Origin of the sequence: Bradyrhizobium roseum (assembly GCF_030413175.1) — a bacterium.
Classification (GTDB): Bacteria; Pseudomonadota; Alphaproteobacteria; order Rhizobiales; family Xanthobacteraceae; genus Bradyrhizobium; species Bradyrhizobium roseum.
Map to the genome: position 1 here is coordinate 3398722 of NZ_CP129212.1, position 13671 is coordinate 3412392.

The 13671-nt window shown below is 65.8% G+C and carries 17 protein-coding genes; 12 read left to right on the forward strand and 5 right to left on the reverse strand.

The window, feature by feature from the left end; translation table 11 throughout:
- Positions 1–34: 34 nt before the first annotated feature.
- From QUH67_RS16230 to QUH67_RS16285, 12 genes are all read left to right on the forward strand, one after another.
- Complete coding sequence (locus QUH67_RS16230) at positions 35–937, forward strand: hypothetical protein (protein ID WP_300947668.1); 903 nt, start codon at positions 35–37, stop codon at positions 935–937.
- Positions 934–1635 (forward strand): hypothetical protein, encoded by a 702-nt coding sequence (locus QUH67_RS16235; RefSeq protein ID WP_300947669.1) that lies wholly within the window; start codon positions 934–936, stop codon positions 1633–1635. Before QUH67_RS16230 ends, QUH67_RS16235 begins: the two co-directional genes overlap by 4 nt.
- Positions 1635–3254, forward strand: a complete 1620-nt coding sequence (locus QUH67_RS16240; RefSeq protein WP_300947670.1) for a hypothetical protein — start codon at positions 1635–1637, stop codon at positions 3252–3254. Before QUH67_RS16235 ends, QUH67_RS16240 begins: the two co-directional genes overlap by 1 nt.
- Positions 3251–3637: a GNAT family N-acetyltransferase gene (locus QUH67_RS16245; protein ID WP_300947671.1), complete on the forward strand. Its 387-nt coding sequence runs from the start codon at positions 3251–3253 to the stop codon at positions 3635–3637. The genes QUH67_RS16240 and QUH67_RS16245 overlap by 4 nt, the downstream gene beginning before the upstream one ends.
- Entirely contained in the window at positions 3637–4656 is a 1020-nt protein-coding gene (locus QUH67_RS16250) for a tail fiber domain-containing protein (protein WP_300947672.1), read from the forward strand. Before QUH67_RS16245 ends, QUH67_RS16250 begins: the two co-directional genes overlap by 1 nt.
- Positions 4656–6101 carry a hypothetical protein gene (locus tag QUH67_RS16255; RefSeq protein ID WP_300947673.1) on the forward strand — a complete coding sequence of 482 codons (1446 nt, stop codon included), beginning with the start codon at positions 4656–4658 and terminating at the stop codon, positions 6099–6101. The genes QUH67_RS16250 and QUH67_RS16255 overlap by 1 nt, the downstream gene beginning before the upstream one ends.
- Positions 6101–8287, forward strand: a complete 2187-nt coding sequence (locus QUH67_RS16260; RefSeq protein WP_300947674.1) for a hypothetical protein — start codon at positions 6101–6103, stop codon at positions 8285–8287. Before QUH67_RS16255 ends, QUH67_RS16260 begins: the two co-directional genes overlap by 1 nt.
- 211 nt (positions 8288–8498) lie before the next feature.
- Positions 8499–9392 carry a hypothetical protein gene (locus QUH67_RS16265; RefSeq protein ID WP_300947675.1) on the forward strand — a complete coding sequence of 298 codons (894 nt, stop codon included), beginning with the start codon at positions 8499–8501 and terminating at the stop codon, positions 9390–9392.
- A gap of 24 nt (positions 9393–9416) precedes the next feature.
- Positions 9417–10130, forward strand: coding sequence for a hypothetical protein (locus tag QUH67_RS16270; RefSeq protein WP_300947676.1), 714 nt, complete (start codon positions 9417–9419; stop codon positions 10128–10130).
- A 2-nt stretch (positions 10131–10132) separates the two neighbouring features.
- Complete coding sequence (locus QUH67_RS16275; RefSeq protein WP_300947677.1) at positions 10133–10489, forward strand: hypothetical protein; 357 nt, start codon at positions 10133–10135, stop codon at positions 10487–10489.
- Positions 10490–10493: 4 nt separating this feature from the next.
- Positions 10494–10877: a hypothetical protein gene (locus QUH67_RS16280; RefSeq protein ID WP_300947678.1), complete on the forward strand. Its 384-nt coding sequence runs from the start codon at positions 10494–10496 to the stop codon at positions 10875–10877.
- A 22-nt stretch (positions 10878–10899) separates the two neighbouring features.
- Entirely contained in the window at positions 10900–11136 is a 237-nt protein-coding gene (locus QUH67_RS16285; RefSeq protein WP_300947679.1) for a hypothetical protein, read from the forward strand.
- 106 nt (positions 11137–11242) lie between these two features.
- On the opposite strand, the gene QUH67_RS16290 is transcribed toward QUH67_RS16285, so the two are convergent.
- From QUH67_RS16290 to QUH67_RS16310, 5 genes are all read right to left on the reverse strand, one after another.
- Complete coding sequence (locus QUH67_RS16290; RefSeq protein ID WP_300947680.1) at positions 11243–12340, reverse strand: SEC-C metal-binding domain-containing protein; 1098 nt, start codon at positions 12338–12340, stop codon at positions 11243–11245.
- A gap of 108 nt (positions 12341–12448) precedes the next feature.
- The gene (locus tag QUH67_RS16295; protein ID WP_300947681.1) at positions 12449–12649 is read right to left on the reverse strand and encodes a hypothetical protein; all 201 of its coding nucleotides are present in this window, start codon (positions 12647–12649) and stop codon (positions 12449–12451) included.
- Entirely contained in the window at positions 12639–12848 is a 210-nt protein-coding gene (locus QUH67_RS16300) for a hypothetical protein (RefSeq protein ID WP_300947682.1), read from the reverse strand. Before QUH67_RS16300 ends, QUH67_RS16295 begins: the two co-directional genes overlap by 11 nt.
- Positions 12848–13201, reverse strand: a complete 354-nt coding sequence (locus QUH67_RS16305) for a Gp49 family protein (RefSeq protein ID WP_300947683.1) — start codon at positions 13199–13201, stop codon at positions 12848–12850. The genes QUH67_RS16300 and QUH67_RS16305 overlap by 1 nt, the downstream gene beginning before the upstream one ends.
- Positions 13179–13670, reverse strand: a complete 492-nt coding sequence (locus QUH67_RS16310) for a hypothetical protein (protein WP_300947684.1) — start codon at positions 13668–13670, stop codon at positions 13179–13181. The genes QUH67_RS16305 and QUH67_RS16310 overlap by 23 nt, the downstream gene beginning before the upstream one ends.
- Between the last annotated feature and the right edge of the window lies 1 nt (position 13671).

Below are 13671 nucleotides of genomic sequence, written 5' to 3' on the forward strand. Positions count from 1 at the left end.
CCCTTTGCATTCCCTCAGACGGAGGAGATCCACCATGCCCAGGATTGAAAAGCTCGCGACCGATAACCTGACGGTCGCCACGTTCTCGAATTTGTCGATCAAGGATGACGCCGCCAGCAAGACGGCTGGCCGACCGATCTACAACGACGTGCCGGTCTGCACGCTCAAGTTTTCCGCGAACAAGCAGACCGTCGGCGTGTTTCCCGCCCACGAGATTTTCCGCTGGCATGACGATCCCGAAAGCGGCGAGCGTACGCCGCTGACCTACGCGCTGGCATTCCCGGACCAGTACCGCGCCTTCATGAACGGCGAGGCGCAGTTCGCTTCGGGCACGCCGCTTTCCGAGCTGCCGTTCATCACCCAGGGCAAGCGCCTCGAGCTCAAGGCGATCAACATCCACACCGCTGAAGCGCTGGCCGTGATCGACGGCAACGCGCTGAAGATGCTGGGCCTGGGCGGCCGCGCGCTGAAGGAACAGGCGCAGGCCTATCTCGACACGGCGGCCGGTACCGCCGACGTCACCGCGATCGCGGCCGAGAATGCCGATCTGAAGGCGCGCCTGGCCGCGCTCGAGGCGAGGATCTCCGGCGCGCCGGCGGGCGAGACCATGGCGATCCCGGCCGCTGCCGCTGCGGCCGACGACCAGTCGCCGTTCTTCATCATGGAGCCGGAAGACATCCGCAACTGGCTGGTCGAGACCACCGGCAAGACGCCGGCGGAGGGCCTCAACCATCCGGCGCTGGTGAAACTCGCCGACCAGGTCAACGCGGCGCTGGCGGCCAAGGCTTCCGGCCTCGATCGGCCGCTCGACGATCTCAGCGACGACGAGCTGCGCGAGCACATCAAGGCGAAGTCCGGCAAGGCGCCGGCGCACAATGCCGGCCGAGCATCGCTGCTGGCTCGCGCGGCCGAGCTGGGCAACCTGGCCGCGGCATGACCGTTCTCGCCGCCGCGCAAGCCGCCGGACAATTGCTGCTGGGCCGCAAGCCCGGCAGCCTGTTCGGGTCCGACCCGTTTGGGCTCGAGCTCGGCGTGCTGGCCAACGAGGCGGCGCTGGCGATCGCGGAATATCACGACTGGCAGAAGCTGAAGATCCTCAAGACCGAACCGGGCAACGGGGTCGCAATCGCGTTCAATCTGCCGACCGACTACGGCCGCATGCTCAAGAAGCCGGTGATTCACTCCTCGACCTGGCGCAATGCGAACTACCGCCAGGCACGTGACGAGGACGAGTGGATCTATCTGCAGGACACCAATATTTCCGGCACCCCCGGCGTGTGGATCATGCTGGGCGGCCAGCTGCAGATCTTCCCGCCGATGCCGGCGAGCGAGAACGCGCGCTACTACTACATTTCGAACAAGCTGGTCGCGACGTCGGACGGCGCGGCCGGCAGCAAGGCGAGTTTCACGGCCGACGGCGACGCGTTCGTGCTGTCGGAGCGCCTGCTCAAGCTGGCGCTGATGTGGCGCTGGCGATCGCTGAAGCGGATGGAATATTCCGAGGATCTCACCAACTACGAGATTGCGCTCGCCGAAGAGGTCACCAAGGACCGGCCGCGGCCGCCTTTGGTGGCCGGCCGGCAGCGGGTGCCGACCGAGGCGTCCATGGCCTATCCCGGGACGATCGTGCCCTGATGCGCCGCCCCGCGCAGCTCCGAAAACCTGCCGCGATCTCGGCGCCGACGCCGAAGACCGCCAAGCCCGCCACGTTCCCGGCGCCGGTGGGCGGCTGGATCAAGAACGCGGCGCTCGCAACGCCCGGCGCGCGATTGCCCGACGGCAGCAAGGTCAACGGCGCCTACATCCTCGACAACTGGTTTCCGACCACCACGGCTGTGCGCATGCGCGGCGGCTCGCAGGTGTTTGCCACGCTCGGCGACGGCAGCCGCGACGTCGTCGCGATGTTCGCCTACGTCAACGGCAACAACAAGAAGCTGTTCGGCGCGACCTCGAATGCGATCTACGACGCGACATCAGGCGGCGCGATCGCGTCCGCGGCGGTTGGCAGCCAGACCGGCGGCGCCTGGTCGGCGGTGCAGTTCGCCACCTCCGGCGGCGTCTTCATCCGCGCGGTGAACGGCGCCGACCCGCCTCAGGTCTATGACGGCGCCAGCTGGTCGACCTCGCCGGCGATCACCGGCTCGGGCCTGACGCCGTCGACACTGTCGAATGTCTGGGTGCACCAAAAGCGCCTGTTCTTCATCCAGAAGGATACGCTCAACGCTTGGTACCTGCCGGCCGACGCGATCGGCGGCGTCGCGGTGGTGTTCCCGCTCGGCGGCGTGTTCAAGCTCGGCGGCGCGCTGCTGTTCGGGGCGACCTGGTCGATCGAGAGCGGTAGCGGCCTGACCGAGCTATGCGTGTTCGTCACCACCGAAGGCGAAGCCGCCATCTACCAGGGCACGGATCCGGCTTCGGCCTCGACCTTTTCCAAGGTCGGCGTCTACCGGATCGGCAAGCCGCTCGGGCCCAACGCGCTGATTAGCGCCGGTGGCGACCTCGCGATCGCGACCAATATCGGTCTGGTTCCGCTGTCGCAGGCCGTGCAGCGCGATTTCGCGGCGCTGTCGCCGATCGCGATCTCCTACAAGATCGAGGAAGGCTGGAACGACGCCGTCGCCGACCGCATTTCGTCGGGCTGGAGCTGCGCGGTGTGGCCGACCAAGCAGCTGGTGCTGGTCGCACCCGCCGAGAGCAGCGCCGGCGAGCGGCCGGTGATGTTCGCCACCAACGCCCGCACCGGAAGCTGGGGCAGGGCGATCGGGTGGAACGGCCGCTGCCTGCAGCTGTTCGGTGACCGGATGTTCTTCGGCTCGACCGGCGGCAAGATTATCGAGGCCGAGGTCACTGGTGCCGACCAGGGCATGCCCTACACGTCGACCTGCGTCTGGCTGTTCGATCCCCTGAAGGCCGCGGCTTCCCTGAAGACCTGTCTCCTGATGCGGGCGGTGATCCGCAGCGTAGCGCATATCCTTCCGCAGCTGTCGCTGCAGGCCGATTACGTGCTCAGCCTGCCGACGGCGCCCGACGACGCCGGCCTGCCGACCGGCAGCGTCTGGGGCACCGGCACCTGGGGCGTCAGCCTGTGGGGCGGCACCATCGAGCTTTCTGTGTTCAAGGATTGGCAGTCGGTCGGCGGCGCCGGCTATTCGATCGCGCCGGCGGTGCAGATCACGTCCGGCTCGATCGTGTCGCCGAAGGTCGAGCTGGTGCAGGTCGACATGACCTATGACCAGGGCGATATCGTTTCGTGACCGATGTCATTCTGATCGACGACAGCGTGGCGCGGTTTGTCGGCGAGCGCTGCAACACGATCATCTACCCGCCGTTCACGGCGATGGGTATCGCGCGCGATGACGAGATCATCGGCGGCGTGGTGTTCAACTGCTTCACCCAGAACGACATCGCGGTGACGGTCGCCGGCCACGGCTTTACCCGCCGCTTCATCCGCGCCGTCGGCGCTTACGTGTTCCAGCAGCTTGGCTGTCTGCGGATGTCGATCACGACCGAGCAGGATAGCGTCGTCGATTATGCAAAGCGGCTTGGCGCTCAGACCGAAGGCAGGAAACGCAACCACTTCGGCCGGGGCCGACACGGTATCGTGCTCGGCATCCTGAAAGAGGATTGGAAGATCTGATGGACACGCCTTCGCCGCCGCCAGCGCCGGATCCGGTCGCCACCGCCAAAGCCCAGGGCGACATGAACGCCAACACTGCGATCACCTCGCAGCTGTTGAACCAGACCGACCAGGTCACGCCCTACGGCACGCTCAAATACGATCAGACCGGCTCGTCGACCTTCACCGGCGCCGACGGCAAGACCTATACCGTGCCGAAGTTCCAGGCGACGCAGACGCTGTCGCCGACCGAGCAGGCGCTGTTCGACCTCGCCAACAAGACCAAGACCAACCTCGGGCAGATCGGCGTCGACCAGTCGGCGAAAATCGGCTCGCTGCTCGGCACCAACGTCAATCTCGACACCGCGGCCGAGGACAAGATCAACAAGCTGGCTTCGGCGCGGCTCGATCCGCGCTTTGCCCGCGACGAGGACGCGCTGCGGACCCGCCTGACCAACCAGGGCATCCAGCCGGGCTCGCAGGCCTGGAACGCCGAGATGACCAATTTCCAGCAGGGCCGCAACGATGCCTATAACCAGCTGGCGCTGACCGGCCGCTCGCAGGGCGTCTCGGAGGCGCTCGCCGAGCGCAACCAGCCGATTAACGAGATCAGTGCGCTGTTGAGCGGCTCGCAGGTCTCGCAGCCGAACTTCGCCGCCACGCCGCAGACCAACGTCGCCGGCGTCGACTACACCGGGCTGGTCAACAACAACTACAATGCGGCCAACCAGCAGTACAACGCTCAGGTCGGCCAGCAGAACGCCATGATGGGTGGCATGTTCGGCCTGGCCGGCACGCTCGGCTCGGCTGGCATGAAATACGGCCCTGGCCTGATGGCGATGTCCGACCGTCGCCTCAAGTCCGACATCGTCCGGATCGGCACCACGCCGCATGGCCTGCCGTTCTACGAATATTCGATCTTCGGCCGGCGCGAGCAGGGCGTCATGGCCGACGAGGTCGAGGCGGTCATGCCTGAAGCGGTCGCCGTGCACCCGAGCGGTTTCAGGATGGTCGATTACCGCATGTTGGGGCTGCGCTGATGGCGGAAAGCAACTCACCGTTCGTCTGGGGTGCCGCGGGCGAGCAGCTGACGCCCGGCCAGATCGCCGCGCGCCGCAAGGTCGCCGAGGCGATGATCGCGCAAGGCGGCGACTATTCGCCGATCCGATCGGCCTGGCAGGGCGCCGCACGCATCGCGCAGGGCCTGCTCGGTGGGCTTGACGCCCGCGAGGCCGACAAGGCCGAAGCCGCCAACGCGACCGCCGAGCGGCAGATCATCGCAGCGATGCTGGCGGGCGCCGGCGGAGGGTCGGCTTCAAATGCCGCGCCGGCCGCCAGCCCTGCGCCGCCCGTTGCGTCGCCGATGCCGCCCGCGGCTTCGGTGCCGTCCGGTCCGGACGCACCAGTGACTCCCGTAAGCCGTTCGGCGGTGCTTCCGAGCGCCAGGGTGTGGGGCGACAAGGAGGCGGAGGACGCCGGGATCTACGAGAAGCCGGCTTCCGGCGTGGCGACGGTGGCGGCGGCGATGCCCAAGCAGTCCGCCTCGGTGCCGGCCGCGGCGCCCGCCGGGCCCGCCAACCCGGGCGTCGCGACGGTCGCGGCCGGGATGAACCCGGCGATCGTGCAGGCGGTATCTTCGCCTTACGTCTCCGACCGCACCCGCAGCCTCGGGATGACCATGCTGGCCGCGGCGATGAAGCCGAAGGAAAAATTCACCCAGGAGACGGACGCCGCCGGCAACGTCTGGAACGTCAATGGGCTCACGGGCGAGCGAAAGCTCGAGCTGAAGAGTGAAAAGCCGGAGGAGGCGTCGCGTCCGATCACGGCCGAGGAGCGCCGCGCCTACGGCATTCCTGACGGTATGGCGGTGGCGATGACCAAGAACGGACCGAAGGCGATCGGCACCGGGCCCGGGACCACGGTCAATGTAGGCGGCGGTTCGGACAAGCAGATCTTTGATGCCTTCGACGAGCGCGCCAAGCTGGCGAAGTCGGCGGCGACGGGTCTCGTCGCGCTGCGCGATGCCCGCGCGGCGCTCGATTCAGCCGGCGGCGCCATCACCGGCGCCGGTGCCGACACCAAGCTGTTGCTGTCGAAAGCGGGTGCCGCGTTCGGCATCACCGATCCGAAGGCGGCCGAGAATACCGAAACGTTTCGCGCGGCGATCGCGCCGCAGGTCGCCGCGATGCTCAAGAGCACGGTGGGCACGACGAACATTTCCAACAGCGACCGCGAATTCGCAGAGAAGGCCGCTGGCGGATCGATCACGCTCGAGGCCGGCTCGATCAAGCGGCTGCTCAACATCATGGAGCGCGCCGCGGTCGCACGCCTTCAGGAACACCAGGAACAGCTCGACGCGGTCTATCCGGATCCCGAAAAGCACAAGCGCGAGCGCGCGCTGTTCGGCGTGAAGGTGCCGGACCTGGCCGCCCCGCCGCCGCCCGCCGGCGCGACCAAAACCGGCGTCAAGTGGAGCGTTGAATAGTGGCCACGCTCAACATCGAAGGGCGCAAGGTCACCGTCGACGACAGCTTCCTGAAGTTGTCGCCAGACGAGCAGAATGCGACCGTCGAAGAGATCGCGAAGTCGCTGGCGCCTCGGGCGCCGGCCGCGCCGCCGCTGCTGGCGCAGGCCGCGGCCGCGGCGCCGACCGAGCCGATCGCAGCAGCAGCGCCGTCCGCCGACGGTAGTTTCAGCGATACGGTGCGCGCGATTCGCGACGCCGTGCATGCGCCGACGCGGATCCTCGAGAACGGCATTCTGCTCGGCCTCGGCGACCGTGCACGCGCCGGGATGGGCGCGATCATTGGCGAGGGCCGGCCGAAACTCAGCGGGCTGGTGACCGGAGAGGAGAGCGGTTATGGCGGACTCCTGAAACGGGAGCAGGCCGAAACCGAGCGGTTTCAGAAGGAGCATCCGATCGCGGCGCCGGCGGCGGAAATCGTCGGCGGCGCGATGTCGCCGGTCGGTGCGATCGCCGCAGCCGGCAAGGGCGTCTCGCTCGGCGCCAAGACGCTCTATGCGGCGCTTGCGGGCGGCGGCATCGGCGGTCTGCAGGGCGGATTCTCTTCGAAGGACTGGACCGATGTCGCACAGACCGCAAAGGACACCGCGGTCGGTGGCCTTGTCGGCGGCACGCTTGGCGCAGCCATTCCCGGCGCGGCCAAGGTGGTCGGATCCGGCTACAACCTGATCGCCAACGCAATCCGCGGCCGCGCCGAGGGCATGTCGCGGGGCGCGAGCAAACATCTGGTGAACGCCATGGAAGCCGACACGCCGGCGGCCGTGAAAGCCGAGCTTCAGCGGCTCGGGCTCGACGCCATGCTGGCCGACTCGGGACCGACGATGTTGGGCAAGACGCAGGGCGCGGCATTGCTGTCCGACGAAGGGCGCACGGTGGCGACCAATGCGCTCAAGGGTCGCGACACCGGCACGAATTCCCGAATTATGGATGACGTCGAGCGCGCGTTGGGCCCGGCGGAAGATCCGGCGACGGCGACGCGCAATATCATCGACTACCGCTCCCATGTCGATTCGCAGAACTATCCGCGGGTGCTGCGCGCTGCGCAGCCGGTCCGGACCGCGCCGCTGATGGTCGAGCTCGAGGACGCGATCATCAGCGCGCCACACGGCGGCGCCGAACGGCGCGCGCTGGAACATCTGCAGCAGATGCTGACGCGCGAGCAGCTCCGGCCGCGCCCGGATCCGTTCGCTCCGGGGCGCCAGGCGCTCGATGCCAACGGCCAGCCAGCGTTCGATCGCATTCGCGTCAACCAGGACCGGGCCGAGGTGCTGCACAAGGTCAAGCAGGAACTCGACAACGTGATCGAGCACGATGCGCCGGGCCTGGGCATCCAGGCCGGCGCCCTGCGTAATCAGCAGGCCCAGTTGAAGCGCTTCCGGCATGACCTCAACCAGGCGCTCGAGAACCAGGTCGACGGCTACGCGCGTGCCAACCGGGTTTCGGAGCGGCTGGCACGGCGCGCCGAGGCAGTGAAAGAGGGCACCGGCTACCTCGGCGAAGGCAGGACCACGCCGTCGCCGGCGCGCTTCCGCGATGAGCACGAGCAGCGCGACGTCGGCACGCGGATCGCATTCGCGAAGGGCAGCCGCGGCGAGATCGACCGCAAGCTCGGGACCAAGGCCAACGACCTGCAGGCGCTACGCGCCGAGTTGCAGGGCGAGGGCGGCTGGAACACGGAAAAGATCGCGACGGTACACGGCGACGATGCGGCCCGCCAGCTGATGGATACCGTGGAGCGCAACCTCAAATTCCGCGACACCCACACCAAGGTGGTCGAGAATTCGCAGACCGAGATCCGCAGATCCGCCCGCGAGGCGATGAAACCGACCAACGCCGGCGATGGGCCGATGATTCATTCTGGCGCGACTTCTACCGGTCTGGTGGCGACCGCAGCCAAGAAGGCGGTGGCGGCGATCGCCAACGCGATGCTGCGGACCGATCCGACCAAATCCTACGGCGAGGTGGCGCGGGTGTTGACAACGCAGGGCGCGCAGCGCGATGCGCACTACCAAGCGATCCTAAACGCCCTGGAGCGGCGCAATGAGAACAGCGCTATCGCATCGACGGTGGGCGATCGTTCAGCTCTCGCAGCGTCGATCGCCGCGAGCGCGCTTCTAAATGATCGTATGCGAAAGCACCGGCAATAGCGCAGCCGGTGATGCTGAGGCAGATCACCGCGAACGGGCCGAATCCCCACACATCGAGCGCCTGCATGAGGCCGTACTTCAGCGCAGCGATGAACGCCGCGAGCACGCCGGTGCAAATGAGGATCCGTACCATCCTCGCTCCTAGTCCGATTCCGCGAAAATCTCAAAGCCTTTTGTTCGGCCTTCGTTCTTTTTCAGGGGATGCCTGCGCATGCCATCAGACGCAAACGGCAATTATGCGCTGCCTGCCGGATACCTGGCCATTACCGGCCAGACGATCCAGCCGAGCCAGCACAACCCGCCGCTGGAAGACATCGCCACGGCGATGACGGCGCGGCTGTCCGTCAACGGCGCCAACCCGATGACGGGCCCGCTCAAGCTCGCCGACGGCCTGGTCGGCGCGCCGAGCCTCACGTTCAACACCGCGCAGACGACGGGCTTCTACAAGACCGCCGGCGGCAATATCGGCGTGGCGATCGCGGGCGCCGAGACGGTGGAATTCGGACCCTCCGGCATCCACAAGGGCGGCAAGCTGATCGGCGAGCTGTTCGACTGGACCGGCACCACCGCGCCGGCGCTGTGCGTGCTGCCGTTCGGCCAGACCCTGTCGCGCACGGCCTATGCGGATCTCTGGGCCTTTGCGCAGATCCAGATCGCGGCCGGCAACACGCTTTACAACAACGGTAACGGCACCACGACCTTCGGCATCATGGACCAGCGCGGCCGCGTGCGCGCCTGCAAGGACGACATCGGCGGCGTGGCCGCTGGCCGCCTGACCTCGACCTATTTCGGCGCCAGCGCCGTCACGCTCGGCAACGTCGGCGGCCTGGAGAGCCACACACTGACCACGCCGCAGCTCGCCGCGCACAATCATGGCATCACCGATCTCGGACATTTTCACGGCGGCGTCATGACGGGAACGAACGCTGCAGCCAGCGTTGGCGGTCAGGTCGTTGGTTCCGGGGTCGCCCAGTACGGAATCAGAGATCAAAATTCTTCCTCGGCTACCACCGGCATCACGATCAACAACGCCGGCACCGGCACCGCGCACAACAACGTGCAGCCGACGATCATCGTCAACGTCGCGCTGTTCGCCGGCGCCTGATCTGCAAACTCCACGGAGCATCTGATGACCGACCTCAACGCCCTCACCAGGGCGAATGCGAAGCGCTGGGCCGATGCCAGGCTGACGCGCAATTTCACCGCCGTCGCCCGCCGCCTGGTCGCGCCAGCCGCCAAGGCCAGGTACCAGGCCGTCGCCGTCAAAACCGGCGTGCCGTGGGCGGTGATCGCGGTCATCCATCAGCGCGAGAGCTCGCAGGACTGGACCGGATCGCTGGCGCAGGGCGATCCCTGGGACCGGGTTTCGGTGCACGTGCCGGCCGGCCGCGGGCCGTTCTGCTCCTGGGAAGAGGCGGCGATCGACGCGCTGGTCAACTGCGCGCCCTATGCCGCCCGCAACAAGGACTGGAGCATCGGCGGGACGCTCGCGATGCTCGAGCGGTACAACGGCCTCGGATATGCCAGTAAGGGCCGGCCGTCGCCCTATATCTGGGCCGGCACCGATCAGTACGTCAGTGGCAAATACGTCCGCGACGGCGTCTACGATCCCAATGTCGTCGACAGCCAGCTCGGCTGCGCCGGCCTGCTCATCACCATGATGAAGCTAGATCCCACGATCAAGTTCGCGGGCGCGGCCGCGATCGCGCCGCCGGTGGTACCGAAGCCGCAACCGGCGCAGGCGCCCGCCGCCAAAACTCCGGCCTCCATCACCAACCCGGCGAAGGGCTCGATCGGCGCCGTCATCGCCAACATCCTCACCGCCATCTTAAAAGGAAAATAGCCATGTGGTCGTTCGTCCTCATCGTTCCGGGCCTGGTTGTCGCTTACCTGATGTTCGTTCGGCCGGTGCTGCGCGCCGTGCCGGCGTTCAGGTCGTTCTATGCCGAGGCCGACAGTGTCTGGCAGAAGGTGTGGGCGGTCTGCGGCAAGTCGCTGACCGTGGCCTGGTCGTACCTGGTGCTGGCCGCCAGCACCGTCCTCAGCCAGATCGACTTGCTCGCGGCGACGCTCGGCGACCCAAATTTCAAGGAGCAGGTCACGGGCGTGATCGGCACCGACCCGAAGGTGCTGGGCTATTTCGCCATGGTCGTTTCGACGGTCACGATCGCCGCGCGGCTGCGCTCCATCGGCAAGGCCTAAGCCGATGTGGATGACGATCATCAGCTTCGTCGGCGGGCCGGTCATCAAGGGCCTGATCGAGGCCTATCAGGCCAAGCTTGCGGCCGGCAACACCTCGGAAAAGATCGCCAGCGAAACGGCCTCCGCCGAAATCGCGGCGCAGGTCTCCGAAACCAACGCGATCATGCAATACCGCATCGCCGAGATCGGGCACTGGTACGAACCCGACAAGCTGATGGGTTATTTCGTGGCCATCTATTTCGGAAAACTCCTGATCTGGGACAAGGTGCTCGGGCTCGGCGTCACCGATCCGCTGGCGGGATTCGCCTCGGTGACCTCGAACCTGGTGGTCTCGTTCTATTTCGCCAAGCGTGGCTTTGAAAACGTGGCAAGGATCATCAAGCGATGACCACCTTGGGGATTATCAAGCGATGAAACTCGCCACCGATCGCCCCACGACACAATCCGCGCGGATCTACGCGCTCGAGCAGGCGAGGGCGACCGACAACGATCGCCTCGAGAAGATCGAGAAGACCGTCAGCGAGATCCGCGAGCTGCTGCTCGGCGCCAAGGCGATTATCTGGTTCGTCGGGAAGATCGTCGCCTGGGTCGGCGGGCCTTCGGCGATCGCCGGCGCGGGCTACGCGGTGTGGCGCGTGCTGCACTGATCGACTAATTGGATCAATCCATCGACGCCGTCGGCACCGCGCCGGCGGCGTTTCGTTTCAGCTATTCCGTGATGATCGCGCGAAGAGGAGTTCGGCTAGCGGGGAGTCAGTCATCTTTCGTTGGCTCGTTCCCAGCCGCCTTCGATCGCAATTTGGCGCGAGCGCGCTTGTCGAGTCGGACGGTCATGGCCTGATGTCGTTTTGAGTTTGACTGAAGAAGCTCCGGAACATTGAACACCAGCTTGCCTGCCATTCCATAGCTCGGGTCTTGGTAGTCTATGTCCCAAGTAAAAAATGCGCTGTTCGCTCGATGATGACATTCCTTGTACCGCAGTCCTGATTTGCAAGGGCACAGCTTATTGCGTCCGACCAACGGCACCGCCAGAAACGGTCCGTTGTCTACGGCCGTGCTGTATGTCATGGCATTATTTCCCCGAACGTTCGGTGGGGTGGCAACAATCTCGGCTGGATAGTAGATCGAACGCTGCGGCGCCAGAACGTGGTAATCGCACGTTGCGGGGGTCGCCCAACTGTTCGGGAAGGTGATGCTGCTGACTTGGCCTCCTATAATCCTGCTGCGCTTGGAGGCCTTTTGAACGAGCCGTACAAGTCTCGCACGGACGGCGAGTGCTGTCAGCCTGGGGGCCTGCTCTCTCAGTTCGATGAACTGATCCCCATCAAGTGCTGTCGTGTCTCCGATCGCAAATCCCCAAGAAGCAAGGTCCTCCGGGAAATCTGCGAAGAATGGCCGAAATTCGTCCCATGCTTCAGCCGCATCTTCGCCCGTTTCCAGATTTTGAAAATTCGAGATAAACCCGAACGTTGGACGGTCGACTTCATACCGCCGGCGGAAGCCGATCATCAGCAGGCTGAACCGGCGCAGGCGGCGCGAAATTCCCCGAATTTGCGGGTCTTTGAGAAAGTCGGCGTTCAATCGCTCCGTTAAACGGGAGAAAAGGTGAGGGGGGGTAAGGAGAAAATCCGGCAAGGCGCATGATCTGATATGGTCAAGAAGCCTGATTTTTGAGTTGTATCGGCCGGCCGTCGCCAGCCCGGAAAAACTGATCGCCACTCGCGCTTCGCGGGTCATCAAGAGGCACATTTTGTCAAATTCGTCGTTTGCTTGGAATCCGTTGGCGCTGGTTCGCCGATCGGAAACAAGGCACGTAAACTCGCGTGTTAAGATCCCCAGGCCCAGTGTCATGGGTGGTACCTCCCGATCCGTCAGCATATGCTAGATTGGCGCTCGGGAAGAGGCGCTGGGATTGCTTGGGCACTTAATGCACCGGAAATGCTGTGCGCCGGCAGAAGCTTATTGAGCCTGACCGTCTATCGGAAACAGGCTCTGCTGCATGTTGGCTTGTAAGTTCTTGGTCGAGAGCAGCTCGACCTTGTCGCCGGCGTGGACGATCGCTTTGGTAATGCCGCGCCGGGCGCGGTCCTCGAGCGAACCCGAGATCCAGCCGGCGCGGCCGCGGAGGGCACCGCGGAGGACGATGATTTCAGTTTTCACCTGAGGGGCGAGGCATGGCCTGGGCCTGGCGATCCAGGCACCACTTATTGATCTGCGTCGCGCAAATTCCGCCACCTTGGCCGAGCGTGTTGTGAACATGAATGGCAGCATTCTTGCCGAAATGCAGCCATACGCCGTCGCGGCCGACGGCGACCGCCAGGTCGCACTGCTCGATCGGAAGCTGAATTGCCGTGTCCATCACTGCGCACCGTCGGCGAGGCGATCGCGCAGCGCGAAGCCCATCAGCGGCCAGAGCTGGCGGACGCCGTCGTCGTACGCAAATTTGCGGCCGAGGTCGGCGTTGAAGTTTTCCGGCGACGCCGGCGCGCTCTTTCCGACGATGGTGAAGCCGTTTTTCAGCACCATCAGGCAGACCGTCAGCACCTCGAGCTGGCGCGGAACGTGCCGGCCGACCGGCTGCGTCAGCACTGCAGCCTGATGGCCGGTGAAGTAGAACGTGTGCTCGATCGCACCTTCGATGTTGGCGAGGGTGACGCGCGGCGCGACGGCAACAGCCGCGGCCGCGGCGTCAGAAGCCTGCAGGCTGTCCATGGGAGGTTTCCTCGGTTGGCGGCTTCGGTGGCGTGCCTGACGGTACCGGCGGGCTTTCCAGCGCGCCCAGGCGCTGGAACACGCCGTCGAACGTCGACGTCAGCCAGCTGCCGAGCTCGGAGAACTTGGCCTCGGTGCCGGTGGCGATCGAATCGAGCGCGCTGTGGATGGACGTGAGCTGCTCGGGTGTCAGAGTAGGCACTGCCGGCGTCTCGTGCCTGGCAGCCTGGCCCTTCTGGAACGGCATCCAGCAGGCGTAGGCGGTTTCCGGCTCGGCGTCGTCATCCTGCAGCAGCTGGACGTTTTGGGCGGCGTAGGTGGTGCCATCGCCGTGGCTGACGGTGAGATTGACACAGCGCTCGCCGAGCACCTTGGCCACCATCGCGGCAAGCGGCTGACCGTTCGGGTCGCGGCCGACCTCGAGCGCGGGGAAGAACCAGACGATGCGGCCGGGGGCAGGCTGGATCATG